Raw genomic sequence first — 23,848 nt, forward strand, 5'->3', positions numbered from 1 at the left:
TGTTTCAGTTATTATCCAGGATACTCCTCACCTGCCTGAGCAGCTCCGAAGGCACTACCGGTTTGGCCATGAAGCCGTATTCGTCTTCCATGATGCCCCTCTCCACAAAAATGTCACTGGTGTAGCCGCTGATCAGGAGGACCTTCATGTCGGGGCGGATCTTCCTGATCTCCTCGTAGAGCCGTTTGCCGTCGATCTTGGGCATGATCACGTCGGAAACGAGCATGGCCACCTCGGACTGGTGCTCCATGAACTTGTCCAGCGCCTCCTGGCCGTCCGACGATCTGATCACGTGGTACCCGGCCTCCTCCAGTATCATACTGTGCAGCTCCCGCACAGTGATGTCGTCCTCGGCCAGCAGGATGGTTTCCGTCCCGCCGGGGGGAGGCCCGTTCTCCTGCAGCTCTTCCGCATCCTGCTCTGTAGCGGCAATCAGCGGCAGGTAGATGCTGAAGGTGGATCCTCTGCCCGGTTCGGAATCCACGGAAATGAAGCCGTTGTGCTGCTTGACGATCCCGTAGATGATGGCCGTGCCGAGGCCGGTTCCCTTGCCCGCCTCCTTGGTGGTGAAGAACGGTTCGAAGAGTCTCTTGCGCGTCTCCTCATCCATGCCGTGCCCGGTGTCCGCAATGGTGATGCAGGCGTACCCCCCCGGCTCTCCGAAGCCGTGCTGCTGCAGGAACTGTTCGTCCATGGTTGCGGGTGCGATCTCCAGAGTCAGGGAGCCCCCCTTGGGCATGGCGTCCTTGGCATTGGTGACCAGGTTCATGATCACCTGCTCTATCTGCCCCTTGTCGGCCAGGATCGTCAGCTCCTTCTCGACGATGATCGTCTTGAAGTCGATGTCCTCGGGAATCAGCCGGCGCAGCATCTTCCTCAGCCCCCGGGCCACTTCCCCCAGGTCCAGCTGCTTCATGTGCAGGAGCTGTTTTCTGCTGAAGGCCAGCAGTCCGGCGGTCAGTTCCGCCGCCCGTCCGGCGGCGGTAAGCACCTGTTCCACATGGTACCTGAGCGCGTGCTCCCGCTCCATGCTCAGGAGCAAAATTTCCGCATAGCCGATGATGACGGTCAGGATGTTGTTGAAGTCGTGGGCGACACCGCCGGCCAGCTGTCCGATGGCCTCCATCTTCTGTGACTGGTAGAGCTGGCCTTCCAGGTTTTTGCGCTCCGTATCCGCCCTGTGCCGCTCGGTGATGTCACGGCTGATGCCGATCAGGCCGAGACTCCTACCCTGATGGTCGTGGAAGGGGGTCTTGAGCGTATCCAGCAGGATGTGTCTGCCGTCGGGATAGTCGACCCACTCCTCGTTCTGACGGGCCAGGTTCTGGGCCATTACCTGAAGGTCCCTCTCGCGGAAAAATGCCCCAACATCGTGGCCAAACAGATCGAAGTCGGTGCAGCCGACCAGTTCCTCTTCCGTTCGCCCGGCAAATGACTCGAACGCCTTGTTGCAGCCCAGATACCTTCGCTCCGAATCCTTGTAGAAGATCAGGTCCGGGATGGAGTCCATCAGGGTTGCCAGGAAGTTCTGCTTCTCATCCAGTTTCAGTGCCAGGTCCTGGTACTCCCGCACGGTCTCGCGCAAGGCCTGGTCGGTGTTTCTCAGCTGAGTTATGTCCTCTGCCATGGAGATGAAACCGATGATGTTTCCGCGGATGTCCCTGAGCGGCGTCTTGGTCCATTTGCAGAAAATCTTCTGGCGACCCTTAGTCATGTTCTGGTGCGTGCAGTGCACGGTCTCGTCATTCTCCAGGAGCCGCTGCCATACGGCATTGACCTCGTCCTGGATCTCCGGCGGAACGATCAGGTCGTTGGCCGATTTTCCGATGGCCTCCTGGGCCGTGTAACCGAAGACCTTCTCAGCCGCAGGGTTCCAGCTCTGGATGCTGTAATCCGTTCCCCAGGCGATGCAGGCGATGGGCATGTGGTCGAACTGGAGCTGCAACCGCTCCCGGTTTTCCTGCAATGCCTCTTCGGCCTGTGTGCGCTCGGTGATGTCCCTGATAACGGCGATCTGCATCGCCTTCTGTTTCCAGGTATACCTGCTGGTGAAAATCTCCACCGGGAAGACCGTGCCGTCTTTCTTGCGCTGCAGACTCAAAGGGGTGTGGCGTTTTAGCTCCTGCAGCGGCATACAGGTTTGGGGGGAATCCGCGCTGAGTTCGAAACTCTTCCTCTTCAGGAATTCTTCCCTGCCGAATCCGTACAGCTGGATGGCCGAGGCGTTTGCCTCCAGAATGTCGCAGGTCTCGCCGTCGATCATCAGGATGGCGTCGGACTGCACCTCGAAGAGCTGGCGGTACTTGCGCTCGCTCTCTTTCAGAACCTCCACCGCCTGCCTGCGGAACCTGACCAGCAGAGCAGCCAGCAGCGAAAAGATGCACATGAGCAGGGTGGTTACCGCGATCACCTTGTAGCGCAACTGCTCATAGGTTTTAAAAAAAGTGCTCTCCTTGATCCCCACGTAGAGGGCGCCGATGACCTCGCCTCGGGCGTTCCTGATTGGGTCATAGGCGGTGAGGTAGGTCTGGCCCAGGATCAGTGCCTCGCCGCGGTACGGTTTTCCCTCCCTGAATATGGCATCATAGGGGGCGCCCTGCAGTCGTGTGTTGGTGGCACGGCTGGAGTCGGGCCTGAGCACATTGGTGGAGACCCGGGTGTCGCCCATGAAGACGGTGGCGGTGCAGCCGAAAATCTGATTCATCTTGTCCGGGAGCTCGTAGTTATTGTTCACCACATAGGTGCCCGCCATGAGCTTGCCGCCAACGATGCGTATATCCTCTCCCTTGCTCCTGAGAAGCTCCCAGAAGGTCTGCAGGTGCTGTTCCTGGTCATTGATCGCCGATTGCCTCGACTCCTGGTAAATCTCGGCGAGAAACATGGCCGCGGCGGTGGCAAGGGCCAGCGCGACCAGCAGGACATTGAAGAGCATGAATCTGGTTGTGTTTTTCATCATGTGAGCCTTGATCCTCTGCGGCGAGGTTGTACCAGCAGGTGCGGTAGAGCTTTGTGAGAGAATATCTTACCATTGAATACGTGAAGGAGCCTGGCAGATACGGGAGCGATCATGCGTCCAGAATCTCGCGTACCTTGTGCAGGAGGATGCTCTGGTCCAGGGGTTTGGGAACGAAATGCAGCTCTTCGTCCCTGATCCCCTTGCTGCTCAGGATGTCGTCGGCGTAACCGCTCATGAACAGCGCCTTCACCTCCGGGCGGATCAGCCTGATGGCGTCATAGGCCTGTCTGCCGTTCTTTTTTGGCATGATCACATCCAGGATGATCAGCTGGATCCGCTCCCGGTGCTCCTGGAATCTGTCAACCGCATCGACGCCATCCTCAGCCTCGATCACCGTATAGCCGAACTCTTCCAGGATGGTCTTGGTGATGACTCGTACCAGTGGCTCATCCTCAGCCAGGAGGAGGGTTTCCGTACCCCGCGGCAATGTCCTGCTGTCCGGACTGTGGGCTGGTTGGTCGGTTGCCGTAATCAACGGCAGGTATATGGTGAAGGTTGTACCCCTGCCCGGCTGGCTCGATACATCGATGTACCCTTCGTGCTGTTTGACGATCCCGTAGACGATGGCAAGTCCCAGGCCGGTGCCCTTGCCCGTTTCCTTTGTGGTGAAAAACGGCTCGAATATCCGCTCCCTGATTCCCTCATCCATGCCGACGCCGTTGTCCGAAAACGTCACCTTGACGAAGCTGCCCGGTTCGCCGTAGCCCTGGCGGTGCACGAACTCCCTGTCCAGGAAGGCCGGCTCGGTGCTGATGGTGAGCCGGCCGCCGTCGGGCATGGAGTCCCGGGCATTGGTGACCAGGTTCATCAATACCTGCTCCATCTGGGTGGAGTCGGCGAGGATGGAACAGTCGGGGCCGACTAAGACGCGCAGTTCGATGTCTTCGGGCACCAGCCGTGAGAGGAGCTTTTCAGCCCTGGCGATGATCTCGTTCAGGCTGACCTCCCGTACGTGGATGATATGCTTCCTGCTGAATGCCAGCAGGCTGTTGGTGAGGGTGGCTGCCCGTTCGGCGGAGTAGAGTATCTGGTTGACGTACTTCTCCAGGGTTTCGTCCCCGCCGACCTTCATCTGCAGCAGGTTGCCGTAGCCGATGATGGCGGTCAGGATGTTGTTGAAGTCGTGGGCAACGCCGCCTGCCAACTGGCCGACAGCCTCCATCTTCTGGGCATGCCCCAGTTGGGCCTCCAGAAGCTTTTGTTCGGTGATGTCCTGAAAGTTTTCGACGATCACCTCCCTGCTTCCGACGGTGATTCTCCGGGCGCTCTTGATGATCGGCACAAGGTTGCTGTCTTTCGCCTTCACCGTGGTCTCGCTGTTGTCGATGCTCTCCTTGCCCAGGTCGAAGATGGGGCAATGGTGCGGCCCCTTGGGGCAGATGATGCCGCAGGGCTGACCGATGAGCTCCTCCCGCGTGTAGCCGGTCACGTCGCAGAGCACATCGTTGACCTCCTCGATGATGTAGTCGTGGTTGACCGTGAAGCTCCCTCCGGGGAGGTTGGTGAACAGCGAATGCCACTTCCCCTCCTCGCCCCATTTGGGGAAGAAGTCGGTCGCCTCGTAGGCCTCATCCACCAGCCGGGACTTGCTGAACTTGCCGCGATACCAGGACGATAGGGAAGAGGTCTCCTCCCTGACCAGCAGGTTTGCCAGGGTCGGCCGCTCTTTATCGTAAAAGGCCTTCCAGGCCAGATCCGAACCGATCACCTCGTCGGCCCGGATGTTGCTGAGCTGTTCCAGTGCCCGGTTCCAGTGGATGATCTTCTGCTCCCTGTCGATCACGAAGGTCGGGATCGGCGATCCCTGAATCGTGGCCGACAACCGCTGCTCGCTCTCCCTGAGCGCCTCTTCGCCTTTCCGACGTTCCTCGGCCATGCGGTTGAGGGCCGACTCGATGTCGTTCCACTCGTCGTGGCGGTTCAGCTGGATGCGGGTCTCCAGATCGCCGTTTCTGATGGACTCGATCCCCTGCAGAATCAGCCGCATGGGACGGCGGATGTTTCTGAGACTGAAGGCGATGGTGAAAAGGCCGAGGGAGACGAACAGCCCGCCGGCGACAGCCAGAATAAAGCCCCTGGTGGAACCCATGACCGTCGAGATGTCCCTGCCCATGTTGCCGGCAGTCTGGGAAATGCTCTGGTCGGCGGACTTCATGGCGGAAAGGAGCTGCCCCTTGTCGTCATTGGTCCTGTCCAGGCGCGTGCGCAACTCATCCATGGCCTGCAGGAACTGTCGCGTCGTTGCCCTGTAGGTGTCCACGTTGCGCATCAACTTAAGCCCGAAAGCTTTGATGGCTGGTTCGGAAGCCGTCAGGGTGCGCAGGCGCAGGTGAAGGTCGTCAAGAAGCGCCAGTATCTGATTGCCGTATTCGGACTGGGGGGTTCCGGGATGCCGCAGGCGCAGCCGGGTATGCTGGATGGCGATCTGCAGCAAGGTTTCCCGATAACCGGGAATGATGATGCTGAGCTGTTCCAGGATGGATGCGTCCCGCCCCTGGCTGGCAAGGGTGATCAGTTGCTGGGAGAGGGTCCCCTCCAGTGACGAAATTTCAGCGTCAAGATTCTGCTCGAGCCTGTCCAGGGCGCGGGAGTAGCCATGCACCGTGGCGCACTGCTGGAAGAGCAGGCGCTGGCTGTCGGTGTATTTTTTCAGGGCCTCCCTGAGCTGCGGGGTGGCGTGCCGATCCTCAAGGGCGCTGACCTGCGACGAAATCCGTGCAGCCTCTGTGCTGAACCCCTCGCCCCTGTTCAGGAAGGTGCTGACCAGAAGGTCGGTGTCGACGAACACTCCGTTCAGGCTCCTCCCCAGTTGGGCGTTGGTTACCACCTGCTTGACGTCGGTATCGATGATTGTCCGGGAGAAGGATTCGATGTCGCGAAAGGAGAGAAACACCGCCAGTATGGTCATGGCGAAGACGATAAACACCAGCAGATGCATGAGCAGCAGTTTTTGCAGTATGCCGGGATGGAATATGCCGGAGGGCTGTTTCATGATCGCGTCCGCCCGGAAGAATGTGCGGGTGACGGTTGGCCGGCGTGTCGGGCGGGGAGGCAGTTGTCACTCATGTTCGGTTTCCACCATCTGCGTGCCCACCAGAAAGACCGGGCGGGGTTTGATGCCGAAGGACTTCATGGCTCTGACATTCAGCAAGCGCTTGCCGTTTCTGTTGCGGGTGATGGGGATGCGGGAAACGGGCGTACCCTCCATGGCCCTGAGCAGCATCCTGGCGGCCGTGGCGCCCTGCTCCTGGCCGTTTTTAGCCACCGCGCAGAGCAGGCCCGTGCGAATGTTGAACTCGTTCATGCCGATGACCGGTTTTCCGTAGCAGCGCGACACCGCCCGGAAGATCTCCTTTTCGGCCAGCGGTCTGCCCGATGCGTCCGGCAGGCCTTCCATGGCAATGACGAAGAGCGCGTCGCTCGTGCTCCTCAGTTCCCGGGAAATGGCAAGCGCCTGGTTTAGCGTCTTCGCCAGCTTTATGGCGCTGACCGTGGCCGGATACGATGCCGCCTCCTGGCGGATCTGCCGGGTGTAGGCCCTTCCGGTGGGGTTGTCTATGGTCAGGAAGGCCATGCGGGTAAGCGACGGCCTGAGCTGGTGCAGAAAGGCTATGGATTCCCTGAAATGGGCCCGTTCCAGGATGCCGGACACGTTGGCTGCCGGAAAGCCGTAGGCTGTTGGCTCGTCGTTGACCCCGCAGAACATGACCGGCGTTGTGACCCGGTTCTTCAGGTAGGGGGCCACGAACATCGCCACGGCGTCGTCGTCGGCGGCGATCACGCCGTGGGGACGGAATTCGTGGTAGACCCGCAAAGCCTGCCGTGCCTGTTCCGGCCCTCCGCTAAAGTCGTTCTTCGTATTCATGTAGACGTAGCGCAGGGTTGCCGTCCGGGCCAGTTGCGACTCTATTCCCTCGCGGATCTCCCGTTCCCAGGGCATGCTTTCATGGTAGCTCATGACCACCAGCACCCTGTAGGGGGTCGCTTCTCCCCTCGCGGGAAGCAGGCAGATGGCGGCCATGACCAGCACGGCCAGGATGGCTGCAGGACTCCTGTGGAACATAAACCCGGTCCTCCATGGGGAGAGTTGCGCAAAGCATCATGAAAACATATCAGCTTCATCGGGGAAAAATAAAATACGAAGTTGCCTATTCAGCGGTATTGACCAGTTCCACGCCGCGCAGGACGATCGGACGTGGCCTGATGCCCAGGGACTTCATGACGGTGACATTGATCATGCGCTTCCCCTCGTAGTTGCTGGTGAGCGGAATCCGGGAGACCGCTGTTCCGTCCATGGCCCTGAGCAGCATTCTGGCGGCGGTGGCCCCCTGTTCCCGGCCGGAGTTGACCACGGCGCAGAGCAGACCGTGGCGGATCATGTAATCAGTCGTGCCGATAACCGGTTTGCCGTATTGCCGTGACAGGCTGCTGAAGATCTGCCTGTCGTTGGGATGGTTGTGTGCTGCATCCCTGATCGAGGCCATGGAGAACAGCAGCAGGGCGTCACTTTGCTGGCGCAGCTCCAGGGCGGCGCTCTTCGCCTCGCCCAGGGTAGTTACCAACCTGACCGGCAGCGACGTTGCCGAGTACGATTGGGCCTCCCTCTCGACCAGGCTCTTGAGTATCTTCCCCATGGCATCGTCGGAGGCCATGAAGGCGATCCTTCTGACCGAGGGGACCAGCTGCTGCAGAAACGCTATGGATTCGCTGATGTGGGAGCGTTCGCGAATGCCGGATACATTGCGGGCAGGGTAGCCGTAGCGGTCCGGTTCCGCGTTGACTCCGCAGAACATGACCGGCGTTGTGACCCTGTTCCTCAGAAAGGGGACGACGAACAGCGCCTGCGCATCATCGTCGGCGGCGATGACACCGTCGGGGCGGAGTTCCCGGTACAGGGCATACGCCGTGGCCGCCTTTTCCTTTCCCTGATGGGAGTTGTACTTCGTGTCCAGGTAGACGTAGTGTAACTCAGCCTTGCCCTGCAGGACCGACTCGATCCCCTTCCTGGTTTCTTCCTCCAGGGGCTGGGTTTCATGATAGCTCATGACAACCAGAACCCGGTAGGGTGCGGCGCCTGCACCTGCACCTGCGGGGCAGAGAGTCCCCAGGAGCAGAAACAGCAGCAGGAAGGGCAGCAGTGTGGTTTTTCCGTAGGGCACGGATCGTTCTCCGGGTATGGCGCATTGTTCCCCCTGGAGAGAGCGGGGCGTGTGCCCTCTGCCTCGGGGTAATAGGTGAAGAGCATTGTATATTTTCATTACCCCCTGTGCTACAAAATAATTGCCGATCAACCGGTTTCCCGAGAAGGGGGTACGGCGGTTTCAGGGAGAGATGGTCAGCACGCCGTGGAGTGACTTGCCCGGCTTAAAGAGGATGCCGTCGTCAACGCCGCCATCGGCAAGGAGAGAGACGTGAACGAGTACCTGGACCTATTCCTGGGCTACATCGCCGTGGAACGGGGGCTTGCGACCAACACCCGCCAGGCCTACAGTCGCGATCTGGGGCGTTACCTCGATTTCCTGGCTGAGCGGGGGAAAAACGAGCCGGCCGAGGTGACGGCGGCCGATATCGCCTCCTTTCTGGTAAGACTGAGAGATGAGGGGCTCGCCCCGGCCAGCAGGGCGCGCTGTCTGTCGGCCATCCGCATGTTCCACAAGTTCCTGATGATCGAGAAGTACTGTGACGACAACCCGTCGGCCATACTCGAAGCGCCCCGCACCCTGCACAAGCTGCCGGCATTCCTGGAGCCGGCGGAGGTGGACCGCCTGTTTTCCGCCTGCGCCGGGACGTCGGGGGAGGATCTGCGTGACCGTGCCATGCTGGAGCTGCTCTACGCCACCGGGCTAAGGGTATCGGAACTGGTCACTATCACGCTGCGCCAGGTCAACCTTGATGTGGGATACCTGATGGTTGTGGGCAAGGGGGACAAGGAGCGGCTGGTGCCCATCGGCGAGTCGGCCCGCGGGCGGGTCAGAAGGTATATCGAGGAGGCCCGCTACCGCCTCGATCCCCAGGGGCGCACCCCCCATCTCTTCCTCTCCCGCCTGGGGGATGCCATGAGCCGCCAGGCCTTCTGGAACCTGATCAGGAAGCGGGCGAAACTCGCCGCAATCGCGAAGGATATTTCGCCCCATACCCTGCGCCACTCCTTCGCCACCCACCTGCTGGAGAACGGCGCCGACCTGCGCAGCGTGCAGATCATGCTGGGCCATGCCGATCTCTCCAGCACCCAGATCTACACCCACGTCACCCGCGAGCGGTTGAAAAGGCTGCACCAGGAGATTCATCCCCGGGGATGAGGGGGCGGTGGGGAATTTTTCGTTGTCCAGGTTCCGGTTTTACCAACTCTTTGTTTTTGATGATAAAAGAAACTGCTCTGCGCTGATGCAGCATCCGGTGCCGGCTCGATTGGCCTTGAAACTCCGCCCCGATTCTTGTATATACTGTTCGTTTAAATCCAGGGGGCATGGGCTCGCCCGTGATCCCCGCATGCGGCTTTTATCCTACTCTCTCGATAACGCTCGTGTTTCACGTCGGCGCATGATCAACCCGCAATCTCTGGAGTCTGTGTGAAAATCTGTTCGCTGGCCAGCGGCAGCAAGGGAAACTGTCTCTATCTGGAGACCGGTGATACCCGCGTGCTGATCGATGCGGGGCTGTCGCTACGCGAAACCGTGCTGCGCATGGAGGGGCGTGCTATCGACGCCTCCGGTGTCCACGGCGTGCTGGTTACCCATGAGCATATCGACCACATCCGCAGCGCCGGTTCCTTTGCCCGCAAGTTCAAGGTTCCCATTCTTGCCAGCCATCTGGTCCAGCACAAGATGGAAAAGCAGTTCAAGAATTGCCGGGTGATCCCGTTTGAATCCGGCAGCGAATTGAACTTCCGCGACATTCGTATCGACCCGTTTCCCATTACCCACGATACCTGCGATCCGGTCGGCTTCGTGCTGGAGTCGCGGGAGGGGCGCTGCGGTTCGGCCACCGACCTGGGCATCGCCACCCACCTGGTACGGGATAAACTGCGCGGTTGCCGGGCCCTTAACCTGGAATCGAACCATGATCTGGATATGCTGATGAACGGCCCTTACCCCTGGGAACTGAAACAGCGCATCAAGTCGCGCCACGGCCATCTCTCCAACGCCGAATCCCTGGAGCTGCTGTTCGAACTGGCCCACGGGGGGCTGGAGGCACTGGTGATGGCCCACCTGTCGGAGGTGAACAACCACCCGGACCATGTGACCCGCGCCAGCCGGGCCTTTCTCAGCGAGCAGAACGTCTGCTCGCCGGCCGTGGCCATCGGCGACCAGTACCGGGCCAGCGAAGTGATGGAGATATGATACTCTTGGCGTGAACCTGCCTCCCCGGCTCTTCGTCTCAAAATAACGGGCAACCACAAGGGATGCCCCTGCATTGACCAAAACCAATCAGAGGAGAACATACAGACAATGATCGAGCGCTATTCCCGCCCCGAGATGGCCCACATCTGGACCGCCCAAAACCGTTTCAAGATCTGGCTGGAGATAGAGACCCTGGCCTGCGAGGCCCAGGCGGAACTGGGGGTCATCCCCAAGGACGTGGTGCCGGTGATCCGTGAGAAGGGCAATTTCGACATCGCCCGCATCGACGCCATCGAGGCCGAAGTCAAGCACGACGTGATCGCCTTTCTGACCTCGGTGTCCGAATATGTGGGGCCCGAGGCGCGTTTCATTCACCAGGGGATGACCTCTTCAGATGTCCTCGATACCTGCCTGTCGGTGCAGTTGACCCAGGCGGCCGACCAGCTGCTGGTGGACCTGGACATGGTGCTGGCTTCCATCAGGAAGCGCGCCCTGGAACACCGCGACACGGTCTGCATCGGCCGCTCCCACGGCATTCACGCCGAGCCGGTCACCTTCGGCCTCAAGCTGGCCACCTGGTACGCCGAGATGCAGAGGAACCGTGACCGCCTGGCCGCCAGCCGCGAGACCATCGCCACCGGCGCCATCTCCGGCGCGGTGGGCACCTTTGCCAACATCGACCCCTTTGTTGAGGAGTACGTCTGCCAGAGGATGGGGCTCAAGGCCGAGCCGGTCTCCACCCAGGTCATCCCCCGCGACCGCCATGCAGAATACTTTTGCACCCTGGCCCTGATCGCCTCCTCCATGGAGCGCATCGCCGTTGAAATCCGCCACCTGCAGCGCACCGAGGTGCTGGAGGCGGAGGAGTTCTTCAGCAAGGGGCAGAAGGGGTCGTCGGCCATGCCCCACAAGCGCAACCCGGTGCTCTCCGAGAACCTCACCGGTCAGGCGCGCTACATCCGCTCCCTCTGCATTCCGGCCCTGGAAAACGTGGCTCTCTGGCACGAGCGGGACATCTCCCACTCCTCGGTGGAGCGTTACATCGGCCCGGACGCCACCGTGGCCCTGGACTTCTCCCTGCGCCGTCTGAACGGCCTGATCGAGAACCTGGTGGTCTATCCCGAAAACATGCTCAGGAACCTGAACCAGATGAAGGGGCTGGTCTTCTCCCAGAAGATTCTCCTGGACCTGACCCAGGCCGGCGTCTCCCGGGAGGATTCCTACCGTCTGGTGCAGCGCAACGCCATGAAGGTCTGGGAGCAGGGCAAGGACTTCTTGACCGAGCTGTTGAACGACCAGGAGGTGGTGGGCGCCCTGGGCGAGGCCAAAATCCGCGAGTCCTTCGACCTGAACTACCACCTGAAGCACGTGAACACCATCTTCAAACGGGTATTCGGTGAATAGCGGACTGCTCACATTGCTCCAGAGCTTCCTCCGGCCCCAGGAAACCGACGGAATCCTGAGGGTATGGGCCAAAGAGCTGCTGGTGGCGCTTTTGATCCTGACCTGCTTCTGGCTGCTGGCTCAAGCAGCCTGCTGGATCCTGAACAGGTGGGGGCGCAGGCTTACCACCTTTACCCGCTCCGATCTTGACGATCGCATTCTGCAGCGGCTTATTCCCCATGTGTCGCGTCTCTTGACCATGCTGGGGCTCTACCTGGCCATGCACTCCCTGCCGCTGAACGAACGGCTGGTGGTGATCTTCTCCGGCCTGCTTTACGTCGTGCTGGTGGCGGTCTTCTTCAACCTGGTGTACCATGCCCTGGACGAACTGATACAGTGGTACATCGCCGGTCAGCGTGAGCGGAGCGATGCCCTGATCTCGCGCCAGATGCTGCCGGTTGCCGAAAAGCTGGCCCTGCTGCTCCTCATGGGTACGGCCCTAATCATCATCCTCAAACATTTTAACTATGATATCTTCTCGGTGGTCACCGCCCTGGGGATCGGCTCCCTGGCCATCGGTTTGGCGGCCAAGGACACCCTGGCCCACATGATCTCCGGGTTCACCCTGATGCTTGACCGCCCCTTCAGGATCGGCGACCGTATCCAGCTGGCAGGGGGGCAGACCGGCGATGTGCTGGACATCGGCCTGCGCAGCACCAAGATCATGACCCTCTCCAACCAGCAGCTGGTGATCCCCAACTCGGAACTGTGCAACAGCATGCTGACCAACCTGGCTGCTCCCGATGTGCGGGCCAAGGGGCGCATCAACATCGGCGTGGCCTATGGCAGCGATGTGGAACGGGTCAAGCGGGTGCTGGTGGATACGGCCCTGGCGGTGGATGATGTGCTGGCTGACCCGCCGCCGGAGGCGTTTTTCGTTGCCTTCGGAGACTCATCTCTCAGCATGGCCCTGTTCTTCTGGGTCGAGAGTTACGAAATCCTGTTTACGACCACCGACAGGATCAATTCGCTGATCCTGCGTCGATTTGCCGACAACGCTATTGAGATACCGTTCCCCACCCGGACGGTGATTATGGAAAAAGGACTGGACTGATATGGCCAACAGAATAGAAATCGCCCTGAAGGAGGGAGTTCGCGACGCCCGCGGTGAGCGGATCAAGCGGGAGATCGAACACTTTTTGCACCTGGCTGTGGAGGAGGTTGCCACCATCGACGTCTATACCGTGGACGCCCACCTCTCCCCTGAACAGCTCAAGCAGGCCGCAGCCGGTCCCTTTAGTGACCCGGTCATCCAGCGCTGGAGCATCGATCTCCCCCTGGCAACCGGCTTCGACTTTGCCGTGGAGGTCGGCTTCCGGCCCGGCGTGACCGACAACGTGGGGCGCACGGCCCGAGAGGCGCTGACCTACCTGGCCGGCCGCCCCTTTGGCGAAGGGGAGGGGGTCTACTATTCGGTGCAGTACCTGCTGAAGGGGGACCTCGCTGCCGCCGCTGTGGAGAAGATCGCCACCGGCCTCTTGTGCAACACCCTGATCCAGCGCTACACCGTGCTGCCCGTGGCGGAGTTCATGGCTAAACGGGGGTTCCCGGCGGTCGCTCCCAAAGTGGTCGGCCAGACCAGGGCTGACGTCAGCGAGATCGACCTGGAGGTTTCCGACGACGAGCTGATGCGCATCAGTAAAGAGGGCATCCTGGCCCTGACCCTGGATGAGATGAAGATCATCCAGGCCCACTACCGCGATGCCAAGGTGCTGGAAGAACGGAAGAAGGTGGGGCTGGGCCCCAAGCCGACCGACGTGGAACTGGAATGCCTGGCCCAGACCTGGTCCGAGCACTGCAAGCACAAGATCTTCGCCGGCACGGTGCAGTACGAGGACGAGAACGGCAACAAGCAGGAGATCCGCTCCCTGTTCAAGTCTTTCATCCAGCGTACCACCAAGGATGTGCGCGAGAAGATGGGGGAGAAGGACTTCTGCCTCTCCGTGTTCAAGGACAACGCCGGTGTGATCAAATTCAACGACGACCACTCCCTGGTGTTCAAGGTGGAGACCCACAACTCCCCCTCTGCCCTGGATCCCTACGGCGGGGCTTTGACCGGCATCGTAGGGGTCAACCGTGATCCCTTCGGCACCGGCAAGGGGGCCAAGCTGATCTTCAATACCGACGTGTTCTGCTTCGCCGACCCGTTCTTTGAGAAGCCGTTGCCCAGCCGCCTGCTGCACCCGCGTCGCATCTACGAGGGGGTCGTGGAGGGGGTGGAGCACGGCGGCAACAAGAGCGGCATCCCCACGGTGAACGGCTCCCTGGTGTTCGACGAACGCTATGCCGGCAAGCCGCTGGTCTTCTGTGGCACGGCCGGCATCATGCCTGCCCGGCTGAATGGCGAACCCTCCCACGAGAAGTCCATCAAACCGGGCGATGTTATCGTCATGACCGGCGGCCGCATCGGCAAGGACGGCATCCACGGCGCCACCTTCTCCTCCGAGGAGCTGAACGAGAACTCTCCGGTTACCGCGGTGCAGATCGGCGACCCCATCACCCAGAAGCGCATGTTCGACTTCCTGATCCGGGCCCGGGACAAGGGGCTCTACCGTTTCATCACCGACAACGGAGCCGGCGGCCTTTCCTCCTCCATCGGCGAGATGGCCGGCGAGTGCGGCGGCTGCCGCATGGATCTCTCATGCGCGCCGCTCAAGTATCCCGGCCTTGCTCCCTGGGAAATCCTGATCTCCGAGGCCCAGGAGCGCATGAGCCTGGCCGTGCCGCCGGAGACGCTGGATGAGTTCCTCTCCATGGCCAAGCGCTTCGGCGTTGAGGCAACCGTGCTGGGCGAGTTCACTGACAGCGGCGTGTTCCACATGCTCTACGGCGAGCGGACCGTTGCCTGGCTCCCCATGGAGTTCATGCACGAGGGGCTGCCGCCGCTGCAGCTCCCGGCCAAGTGGACCCCGCCGAAATACGAGGAACCGGAACTGGTCGCGGGTGGCGAGTACAGCGCCGACCTCAGGGCACTGCTCTCCTCCCTGAATATCTGCTCCAAGGAGTCGGTGGTGCGTCGCTACGACCACGAGGTGCAGGGAGGCTCGGTGGTCAAGCCGTTCACCGGCGTTACCAACGACGGCCCCTCCGACGCGGCTATTGTTAGGCCGATCCTGGACTCCTTCGAGGGGGTGGTCACGGCCCACGGCATCTGCCCGCGCTACTCTGACATCGACGCCTACCACATGACCGCCAATGCCGTGGACGAGGCGTTGCGCAACTACGTGGCCGTTGGCGGTTCCCTGGAGCTGGTGGCTGGCCTGGACAACTTCTGCTGGTGCGACCCGGTGCTCTCCGACAAGACGCCCGACGGCCCCTACAAGATGGCCCAGCTGGTGCGCGCCAACCAGGCGTTGTACGACATCTGCATGGAGTACAACCTGCCACTGATCTCCGGCAAGGACTCCATGAAGAACGACTTCTACGACGGCAGCACCAAGATCTCCATTCCGCCGACGCTCCTCTTCTCGGTGATCGGCAAGATCGAGGACGCCAGGAAGGCGGTCACCATGGATGTGAAGCGTCCCGCCGACATCGTCTACCTGCTGGGAACCACCGCCGACGAGCTGGGCGGTTCCGAGTACCTGGCCCTGAAGGGAAAGATCGGCAACAAGGTGCCGGTGGTGGACGCTGTCTCGGCCTATGGCCGCTACCAGGCCTACCAGCGGGCTGTGGCGGCTGCCATCGTGGCTTCTTGCCACGACCTGTCCGACGGCGGCCTGGCCGTGGCAGCGGCGGAGTCGGCATTCGCCGGCGGCTTCGGCATCTCCCTGGACCTGTCCGCCGTGCCCTGGAAGGGGGATGGGGCAGCCAGGAACGACCTGAACCTGCTCTTCTCCGAATCCGCCTCGCGCCTGCTGGTGACCGTGCATCCGGAGAAGCGGGCCGAGTTCGAGGCCATCATGGCCGGCAGCTGCTTCGCCCCCATCGGCGTGGTGACGGAGGAACAGAGCCTGACCATCACCGGCCTTTCTGGTGCGCCCGTGGTCAATGCCGCTCTGGCCGACCTGAAGGAAGCCTGGCAGCAAACGTTGCGGGAGCTGTAAGTAGTCCGTAGCTGGTGTTCTGTAACGCCTAAAACAAACCCCCCTCAATCCCCCCTTGTCAGGGGGGAAGCCTTTAAGCCTCCCCTGAAAAGGGGAGGCTTGGAGGGGTTTGCTGAAGGGGGAGGAAGGGTCAGATCTCAACAATTGACAAGATCCCAAAATAATCTCGAATTTGTAAAAGTCGGGTGGTGCCATAGTGATTTTCCGCCCGGTCAACTCCAGCTCCGTTCACGAAAGGACCACATAATGGCTGAACGTAAGAGCACGAACAAACTCTCTGCCACCAAGGCTAAACAGGATTCTTTGGAAACAATGCTTCAATCGTTAAAGGAGAGTCTGCCGGAGTTACAGGCGCGCTATGGCGTGAAGTCGCTCGGAATTTTCAGCTCTTATGTTCACGGTCAGCAGAAAAAAGGTAGCGATCTTGATTTGCTGGTTGAGTTTAACGAACAGGCGCCGGTGACGCTGGTCGGTTTTGTAAGGCTTGAACGGGAACTTGGCAAAGTGGTTGGGCGCAAAGTCGATCTGGTCGAGCGGGACACGCTCAAGCCGGTAATCGGCAAACGTATTCTCGAAGAGTTAATTCCGGTATGAAGCAGCGTGAGCGCTCATCTGCGGACTATTTGAGAACGGTGAGCAGATATGAACGTTCCAAGGAGTTGGAAGGGGAGCGCAAGGTCTTCTATGCACGCATCGCGCCCCAAAACCGTTCAGCAGCCATTGCCTCAGGGGGAATAGAATGAAACGCGAATATACGGTTATCATCGAACGGGATGAGGACGGGTACTATGTGGCCGATGTGCCGGAATTGCACGGTTGCCATACGCAGGCAACATCCCTTGACGAACTGATGAGTCGGGTGCGCGAGGCAATCGAGTTGTGTCGTGAGGTTCAGAAACCTGTGCGACATCGCAAACAACTGATAGGTGTGCAGAGAATAGCGGTATGACCAGATTTCCCGCTTTGGAGGGGAAAGAGGTCGTTGCCGTTCTTGAGTCTTTTGGGTTTGCCGTGGAACGACAACGGGGAAGCCATGTTTTTTGAAACATGCCGATGGGCGTGCGACTGTCGTGCCCGTTCATTCCGGGGAAATGATTGGACACGGCCTGTTCGCCAAGATACTGCGGGATGTGGAACAGACACGGGACGATTTTCTCAAAGACAAGAAGCGTAAGAAAAAGAGTTAAGGCAATGTCCGACTCTCTTGACCATACCCTGAAAAGCGTCTTCGGATATGGCTCGTTCCGCCCTCCCCAACGGGAGGTGATCCAGCGGGTCGTGGCCGGCGAGGACGTGTTTCTGGTCATGCCCACCGGCGGCGGCAAGTCGCTCTGCTACCAGATCCCGGCCCTGCACCGGGAGGGGGTGGCCATCGTGGTGTCGCCGCTGATCTCGCTGATGAAGGATCAGGTGGACGGGCTTGTAGATGCCGGCGTTCGCGCCGCCTGCTACAATTCGTCCCTGACGGCGGAGGAAAGCCGCGCTGTTTCCCGGCAACTGGCTCAGGGGGAACTGGACCTGCTCTACGTGGCGCCGGAACGGCTGCTGTTGCCCGACTTCCTGGAGCGGCTTGGCGGGCTGAAGCTGGCGCTGTTCGCCATCGATGAGGCCCACTGCATCTCCCAGTGGGGGCACGATTTCCGGCCCGACTACGTCAAACTGGGCAGGCTGCGGGAGCTGTTCCCGTCGGTGCCGATTGTGGCCATGACCGCCACCGCCGACCCGGAAACCAGGCGGGACATCATCCGCCAGCTGGGGATTGAACGGGCCACCCTGTTCGTGGCCGGTTTCGACCGCCCCAACATAACCTATGCGGTGATCCCCAAGCAGAAGCCTGTGAACCAGCTGCTTTCCTTCCTCAAGGGGCGGGGGGACGAGTCCGGCATCGTCTATGCGCTGAGCAGGAAACGGGTGGAACAGGTGACCGAACGGTTGCAACAGGCCGGCTTCGACGCCGCTGCCTACCATGCCGGCCTTCCCGATCGGGAGCGGAGCCGGGTGCAGGACGCCTTCCGCCGTGACGACCTGCGGGTGGTGGTGGCCACCGTGGCCTTTGGCATGGGCATCGACAAACCCAACGTGCGCTTCGTGGTGCACTACGATCTGCCCAAGAGCGTGGAGAGCTATTACCAGGAGACCGGTCGTGCCGGCCGCGACGGACTCCCCTCCCAGGCGCTGATGCTGTTCGGCATGGGGGACGTGATGACCGCCCGCTCCCTGATCGAGAACAGCGACAACGCCGAGCGGGTGCGTATCGAACTGCAGAAGCTGAACGCCATGGTCTCCTACGCCGAGGCTCTCACCTGCCGCCGCCGGGCGCTTCTGGCCTATTTCGGCGAACAGCGGGACGACGACTGCGGCAACTGCGATATCTGCAACGATCCGCCCGCGCGCTTCGACGCCACCGAGGCCGCGCAAAAGGCGCTTTCCTGCGTCTACCGGGTGGGGGAGCGTTTCGGTAGTCGCCACGTGATCGATGTGCTGCGTGGCGCCCGGGGGCAGCGGATCCTGGAGCTTGGCCATGACCGCCTCTCCACCTACGGCATTGGCGCCGCGCTCTCCACTGCCCAGTGGGACAACATCATGCGCCAGCTGATCCACCTGGGCTACCTGGGCCAGGATTTCAGCCGCTTCGGCGCCCTGGCCCTGACTTCCGCGGCCCGGCCGGTGCTGACGGGTGAGACCAGGGTCATCCTGGGTGAGCCCCGTGACCTGGCCCGCACCGAGGAAAAACTGTCGCGCCGGGCCACAGCCGTCGATGGGGCGCACGGGCCTCTGTTCAAGGCGCTGAAGGCTCTGCGCAAGGAGTTGGCCGATGATGCCGGCGTGCCTCCCTTCGTGGTTTTCTCCGACGCCACCCTGCTGGAAATGGCCAGGTCCATGCCCAGCGATGAGGGACAACTGCTGCTGGTCAGCGGCGTGGGCACCCAGAAGCTTAGGCGCTACGGAGCGCGGTTTCTGGAGCTGATCGTCGCCCATTGTGGTGCCGCTGACACCGGAGGAGAGCCGGACGACCTGCCCCAGGCGCTGCAGGGACAGAGCGAAACGCTGCGCCAGACCTATCGGCTCTATCGCCAAGGACATGGTCTCCCACAGTTGGCCAGCATGCGCGGGCTGAAGGAAACCACCGTTGCCGCTCACCTGGAAGAACTGTCCGATGCGGGGGCGGAGATCGACCTGCGCCGCTTCGTCTCCCCGGAAAAACAGTCTCTGATCGAGGCGCGGTTGGAGCAGGTGGGGCCGTTCAGCCTCTCCCTGCTCAAGGAGGGTTTGCCGGATGATATCGGCTACACGGAGCTGCGCCTGATGCGCGGGGCCTGGAAGCGTGAACGGTGAATCCGGATTCGAGCAGTACGTAAGAAGGTCGGGAACCCGCTGGGATCGGCGTCGTACCTGAAAATAATGCCTGGCCGCCCCCATGGGGCACGGACGCCACGGGCGCCAAGCTCTGTCCGGAGTGTGGGACCCCACTAGCCTGATACCCCTGATGTCATAAGAAATTACTACCATGGAGAAACAGATGCGGAAAACACGCGCGATCGTCATCACCGGAAACGGCACCAACTGCGAGATGGAGGCGGCCCACGCCTGCCGTCTGGGGGGCTTTGACGAGGCGGTCATCGCCCACATCGCCGAGATCCTCTCCGGCGAAATCAGGCTGGACGATTTTCACTTCCTCAACCTGACCGGCGGCTTTCTGGATGGAGATGACCTGGGGAGCGCCAAGGCCCAGGCCAACCGCCTGCGTCACGCCAGCGTGGCCGGTACGGACGAGAAGCTGGTGGAACAGTTCCTCCGCTTCATTCGTGACGGCAAGCTGATCCTGGGGGTCTGTAACGGCTTCCAGCTGATGGTCAAGATGGGGGTCCTGCCCGGATTTGACAACGACTACCTGACCCAGACGGTGACCCTGACCCACAACGACTGCGGTCGATTCCAGGACCGCTGGACCTATCTGAAGGTGGATTCGGAATCCCCCTGCGTCTTCACCAGCGGGATCGAGAGCGGCATCTACCTCCCCATGCGCCACGGCGAGGGGAAGTTCGTCTGCGATTCGCCCCAGACCCTGGAGCGGATTGAAGGGGAACACCTGGCGGTTTTCAAATATTCGGATCCCGACTTCGTCCGGCCGACCATGGAGTTTCCCCATAACCCCAACGGTTCCCAGAATGCCATCGCCGGTATCTGCGATGCCAGCGGCCGCCTCATGGGGCTGATGCCCCACCCCGAGGCTTTCGTCCACTATACCCAGCATCCCCGCTGGACGCGTGAGCAGCTGCCGGAAGAGGGGGACGGGTTGATCCTGTACAAGAACGCGGCCGAGTATGTGCGCAAAAATCTGGTGTAGTCCGTTGTTTTCAAGCCTAAGGAGCATCTCCCATGAATTTTACCCGGCCACACGAAGAATGCGGCGTTTTCGGCATCTATAACCACAAGGAAGCGGCCAACCTGACCTATCTGGGGCTGTATGCCCTGCAGCACCGCGGACAGGAGAGCTGCGGCATCGTCTCCTCCGACGGCCTGCACCTGCACGCCCACAAGCGCATGGGGCTGGTTGCCGACGTGTTCGGCAACCCGGCGGTGTTCAAGAAGCTGCCCGGCAGCGCGGCCATCGGCCATGTGCGCTATTCCACCGCCGGGGCATCGGTGGAGAAGAACGTCCAGCCGATCATGGTGGACTACTCCCGCGGCTCCATCGCCGTGGCCCACAACGGCAACCTGGTCAATGCCCAGATTCTCAAGGCCGAGTTGGAGGCCTACGGCTCCATTTTCCAGACCACCATGGATACGGAGATCATCATCCACCTCTTGGCCGTGGCCCGCACCAACTCCCTGGTGGATCGCATCGTGGAGGCGCTCAACCGTATCAAGGGCGCCTACTGCCTGCTGTTTCTGACCAAGAGCCGCATGATCGCGGTGCGCGACCCCAATGGGTTCCGTCCGCTCTGCCTGGGCAAGCTTGGTAACGCCTGGGTGGTTGCTTCGGAAAGCTGCGCCCTGGACCTGATCGAGGCAACCTTCGTGCGCGAGATCGAACCGGGCGAGATGGTCATCTGCACTAGGGATGGCGGGATTAAATCGCTGTTCCCCTTCAAGAAGGTGGCGCCGACCCCCTGCATTTTCGAGTTCGTCTACTTCGCCCGTCCCGATTCCCAGATCTTCGGCAAGAACGTCTACCTGATCCGCAAGGAACTGGGCCGCCAGCTGGCCCGGGAGTACCCGGTGGAGGCGGATGTGGTCATCTCCGTGCCCGACTCGGGCATGCCGGCCGCCATGGGCTATGCCGAGGAGGCGGGCATACCGTTCGAACTGGGGTTGATCCGCAATCACTACGTGGGCAGGACCTTTATCGAGCCGGCCCAGTCAATCCGCCACTTCGGGGTCAAGATCAAGCTCAACCCGGTCAAGGAACTGCTCAAGGGGAAGCGGGTGGTGGTGATCGACGACTCCATCGTGCGGGGAACCACCTCGCGCAAGATCGTCAAGATGGTGCGCCAGGCCGGGGCCACGGAGGTGCACATGCGCATCTCTTCGCCCCCCACCAGCTATCCTTGCTACTACGGCATCGATACCCCCAACCGCAAGGAGCTGATCTCTTCCTCCCATACCGTGGAGGAGGTCTGCCGTTACATCACCGCCGATTCCCTGGGCTACCTGTCGTCGGAGGGGCTGGTGGAGGCGGTGGGGCTGAGCAACGAGGTCTGCAAGGCCTGTTTCTCCGGGGCGTACCCGATCGCCTTTCCGAAACCGATGGACAATAACCAGAGAGAGCTGTTCGAAGAGGGAGACGCCCATAATGAATGACCGTGAACGACTGAAACAGATTATCCAGGAGCTTTCCTATGAAAACCGGAAGGTGACCCTGGCCTCGGGGCGGGAGAGCGATTTCTACTTCGACGGCAAACAGACCACCCTGCACGCCGAGGGGGGCTATCTGGTGGGCAAGCTGTTCTACGAGGCCATCAAGGACATGGAGGGCGTACAGGCTGTGGGCGGCATCACCCTGGGGGCCGACCCCATCGCCACGGCAACCTCCATCGCCGCCCACCTGGACGGTAGGAGCATGCACGCCTTCATCATCCGCAAGGAGCCTAAGGGGCATGGAACCGGCCAGTGGCTGGAGGGGCGCAAGAACCTCCCCCCCGGCACGGGGGTCGTGATCGTGGAGGACGTGGTCACCACCGGCGGTTCATCCATGAAGGCGGTGCGCCGCGCCGAGGAGGAGGGACTCAAGGTGCTGGGCATCGTCACCCTAGTGGACCGTGAAGAGGGAGGCCGGGAAAATATCGAGGCCGAGGGGTACCAGCTGCGGACGATCTTCACCAGATCCCAGATCGTGGGCTGATGGCCGCCAGGCAGCGCCTCGACAAACTGGTGCTGGAGCGGGGACTGGCCCCCTCGCGGGAGAAAGCCCAGGCCCTGATCATGGCCGGCCAGGTGATCGTGGATGACCATGTGGCCGACAAGGCCGGGCAGCAGGTGGCTGTAGACGCCGAGATCCGGGTCAGGGGTGAGACGCTCCCCTTTGTCAGCCGCGGCGGTCTCAAGCTGAGGCGCGCGCTGGACGAATTTGCTGTGGACGTGAGCGGCCTGGTGGCGCTGGACGTGGGCGCCTCCACCGGCGGCTTCACCGACTGCCTGCTACAGGCCGGGGCCGCCAGGGTTTTTGCGGTGGATGTGGGCTACGGACAGTTGGCCTGGAAGCTGCAAAAAGACCCGCGGGTGGTCAGCATGGAGCGGACCAACATCCGCCACCTGATGCCGGAGCAGCTGGACGGCGTGCCCGACCTGGCGGTAATCGACGCCTCTTTCATCTCGCTTGCCAAGGTGCTGCCCGCCACGGTCGGCCTGATCAGGCCGGGTGGCCGCATCATCGCCCTGATCAAGCCGCAGTTCGAGGTGGGCAGGGGGCAGGTGGGCAAGGGGGGCATCGTGCGCGACCCGGCTGCCCACGGGAGAGCCGTCGAAGGGGTACGCCAGGTTGCCTTGGAGCTGGGACTGACCGTTGCCGGCCTGTGCGACTCACCCATCACCGGTGCCGACGGGAACCGGGAATTCCTGATCCTGCTTGAGCTGGGGGCAGCTGTCCCAGAGGAGGTGTGCGTGGAGAACTGCATTTTCTGCAAGATAATCCGGGGGGAGATCCCCTCGAAAAAGGTGTATGAGGATGAACGGATGCTGGTGGTTGAGGACGTGGCGCCCCAGGCTCCGCTGCACCTGCTGCTGATGCCCAAGCGTCATTTCGTTAACTGTCTGGACATGGCCGGGAAGGACGAAGAGCTGGTGGGCGCCATCTTCAGAAAGGCCGGGGAGATCGCCCGCCAGAAGGGGTACGACGCATCCGGTTTCAGGGTAGTGCAGAACAACGGAGCCGGTGCGGGGCAGTCGGTGTTTCATATCCATTTTCACCTGCTGGCCGGGCGCGCCTTTGCATGGCCGCCGGGCTAGGATCGGAGAGCGACATGAGAGCTGTGCTTGGAATGGCGATGGTTCTGGCGTTGGCGGCGCCCATTGGCGCGGAGACCTATTCCTGGGTGGATGACACGGGAACCTACAACTTTACCGAGGAGTATTCGCGGGTACCCAAAAAGTACCGCAAGAAGGTCAACAGGCTTGGCGATCAGCCGTCCGAACTGGCTGCTCCTTCAGCAGCGACCGAAGCCGCGGGGAAACATGCTCCGGGTACGGCGAACAGCGGCGGCGAACAGGCCGCAGCAGGAGGCGCCGCGGTCCCGCTGTTCGGCGGCAGGAGCGAGGAGGTCTGGCGCAGGGAAAAGGGACAGCGGGAAGCCGAACTCAGCCGGTTGGAAGGGGTGCTGGATCTGTTGAACAAGCAGGCAGCCACGCCCCGCGGCATGACCCGCACACGCCTTGACGAACTGGTCAAGGAGTACGATGAGACCCGCGCGACCTACACCCAAAAGTACGAAGAGTATAGCCAGTTTCTCGATTCGGCCCGCAAGGCCGGCCTGACCGTGGAGATGAAGAAGTAAGCAAGGAGT

General features: G+C 61.3%; 17 protein-coding genes and 2 pseudogenes. 15 read left to right on the forward strand and 4 right to left on the reverse strand.

The window, feature by feature from the left end; translation table 11 throughout:
- Nucleotides 1-4: 4 nt before the first annotated feature.
- From PPRO_RS19365 to PPRO_RS05600, 4 genes are all read right to left on the reverse strand, one after another.
- Nucleotides 5-2,956: a PAS domain S-box protein gene (locus PPRO_RS19365; RefSeq protein ID WP_011735064.1), complete on the reverse strand. Its 2,952-nt coding sequence runs from the start codon at nucleotides 2,954-2,956 to the stop codon at nucleotides 5-7.
- Nucleotides 2,957-3,065: 109 nt separating this feature from the next.
- Nucleotides 3,066-6,008, reverse strand: a complete 2,943-nt coding sequence (locus PPRO_RS19370) for an ATP-binding protein (RefSeq protein ID WP_049759650.1) — start codon at nucleotides 6,006-6,008, stop codon at nucleotides 3,066-3,068.
- A 66-nt stretch (nucleotides 6,009-6,074) separates the two neighbouring features.
- Nucleotides 6,075-7,079, reverse strand: a complete 1,005-nt coding sequence (locus PPRO_RS05595) for an ABC transporter substrate-binding protein (protein ID WP_011735066.1) — start codon at nucleotides 7,077-7,079, stop codon at nucleotides 6,075-6,077.
- A gap of 85 nt (nucleotides 7,080-7,164) precedes the next feature.
- A complete protein-coding gene (locus PPRO_RS05600) occupies nucleotides 7,165-8,175 on the reverse strand; it encodes an ABC transporter substrate-binding protein (protein ID WP_011735067.1) in 1,011 nt (336 codons plus the stop codon).
- Nucleotides 8,176-8,427: 252 nt separating this feature from the next.
- Between PPRO_RS05600 and xerD the strand changes: the two genes are divergently transcribed.
- The 15 genes and pseudogenes from xerD (at nucleotide 8,428) to PPRO_RS05670 (ending at nucleotide 23,839) form a co-directional block, all read left to right on the forward strand.
- A complete protein-coding gene (xerD, locus tag PPRO_RS05605) occupies nucleotides 8,428-9,315 on the forward strand; it encodes a site-specific tyrosine recombinase XerD (protein WP_011735068.1) in 888 nt (295 codons plus the stop codon).
- Between the two features lie 270 nt (nucleotides 9,316-9,585).
- A complete protein-coding gene (locus PPRO_RS05610) occupies nucleotides 9,586-10,356 on the forward strand; it encodes an MBL fold metallo-hydrolase (protein ID WP_011735070.1) in 771 nt (256 codons plus the stop codon).
- Between the two features lie 108 nt (nucleotides 10,357-10,464).
- Nucleotides 10,465-11,760: an adenylosuccinate lyase gene (purB, locus tag PPRO_RS05615; protein WP_011735071.1), complete on the forward strand. Its 1,296-nt coding sequence runs from the start codon at nucleotides 10,465-10,467 to the stop codon at nucleotides 11,758-11,760.
- Complete coding sequence (locus tag PPRO_RS05620) at nucleotides 11,753-12,853, forward strand: mechanosensitive ion channel family protein (protein ID WP_011735072.1); 1,101 nt, start codon at nucleotides 11,753-11,755, stop codon at nucleotides 12,851-12,853. Before purB ends, PPRO_RS05620 begins: the two co-directional genes overlap by 8 nt.
- A gap of 1 nt (nucleotide 12,854) precedes the next feature.
- Nucleotides 12,855-15,845, forward strand: a complete 2,991-nt coding sequence (locus PPRO_RS05625; protein ID WP_011735073.1) for a phosphoribosylformylglycinamidine synthase subunit PurS — start codon at nucleotides 12,855-12,857, stop codon at nucleotides 15,843-15,845.
- Nucleotides 15,846-16,091: 246 nt separating this feature from the next.
- Nucleotides 16,092-16,439 (forward strand): nucleotidyltransferase family protein, encoded by a 348-nt coding sequence (locus tag PPRO_RS05630; RefSeq protein ID WP_011735074.1) that lies wholly within the window; start codon nucleotides 16,092-16,094, stop codon nucleotides 16,437-16,439.
- A gap of 145 nt (nucleotides 16,440-16,584) precedes the next feature.
- Entirely contained in the window at nucleotides 16,585-16,794 is a 210-nt protein-coding gene (locus tag PPRO_RS05635) for a type II toxin-antitoxin system HicB family antitoxin (protein WP_011735075.1), read from the forward strand.
- The gene (locus PPRO_RS21815; protein WP_232286696.1) at nucleotides 16,791-16,889 is read left to right on the forward strand and encodes a type II toxin-antitoxin system HicA family toxin; all 99 of its coding nucleotides are present in this window, start codon (nucleotides 16,791-16,793) and stop codon (nucleotides 16,887-16,889) included. The genes PPRO_RS05635 and PPRO_RS21815 overlap by 4 nt, the downstream gene beginning before the upstream one ends.
- A gap of 147 nt (nucleotides 16,890-17,036) precedes the next feature.
- Nucleotides 17,037-19,181 (forward strand): DNA helicase RecQ, encoded by a 2,145-nt coding sequence (recQ, locus tag PPRO_RS05645; RefSeq protein ID WP_011735076.1) that lies wholly within the window; start codon nucleotides 17,037-17,039, stop codon nucleotides 19,179-19,181.
- A gap of 184 nt (nucleotides 19,182-19,365) precedes the next feature.
- Nucleotides 19,366-20,193 carry a phosphoribosylformylglycinamidine synthase subunit PurQ gene (locus PPRO_RS05650; RefSeq protein ID WP_011735077.1) on the forward strand — a complete coding sequence of 276 codons (828 nt, stop codon included), beginning with the start codon at nucleotides 19,366-19,368 and terminating at the stop codon, nucleotides 20,191-20,193.
- Nucleotides 20,194-20,225: 32 nt separating this feature from the next.
- Nucleotides 20,226-21,650, forward strand: coding sequence for an amidophosphoribosyltransferase (gene purF / locus PPRO_RS05655; protein WP_011735078.1), 1,425 nt, complete (start codon nucleotides 20,226-20,228; stop codon nucleotides 21,648-21,650).
- Complete coding sequence (pyrE, locus tag PPRO_RS05660) at nucleotides 21,643-22,191, forward strand: orotate phosphoribosyltransferase (RefSeq protein WP_011735079.1); 549 nt, start codon at nucleotides 21,643-21,645, stop codon at nucleotides 22,189-22,191. Before purF ends, pyrE begins: the two co-directional genes overlap by 8 nt.
- Nucleotides 22,191-22,919, forward strand: a pseudogene (locus tag PPRO_RS05665) (TlyA family RNA methyltransferase); the annotation flags it as partial. The gene pyrE and the pseudogene PPRO_RS05665, both read left to right, overlap by 1 nt.
- A gap of 48 nt (nucleotides 22,920-22,967) precedes the next feature.
- Nucleotides 22,968-23,294, forward strand: a pseudogene (locus tag PPRO_RS21820) (histidine triad nucleotide-binding protein); the annotation flags it as partial.
- 14 nt (nucleotides 23,295-23,308) lie between these two features.
- On the forward strand, nucleotides 23,309-23,839 hold the full coding sequence (locus PPRO_RS05670) for a DUF4124 domain-containing protein (protein ID WP_011735081.1): 531 nt from the start codon (nucleotides 23,309-23,311) through the stop codon (nucleotides 23,837-23,839).
- Nucleotides 23,840-23,848: the final 9 nt, after the last annotated feature.

The sequence above is a fragment of the Pelobacter propionicus DSM 2379 genome, assembly GCF_000015045.1.
Taxonomy (GTDB): domain Bacteria; phylum Desulfobacterota; class Desulfuromonadia; order Geobacterales; family Pseudopelobacteraceae; genus Pseudopelobacter; species Pseudopelobacter propionicus.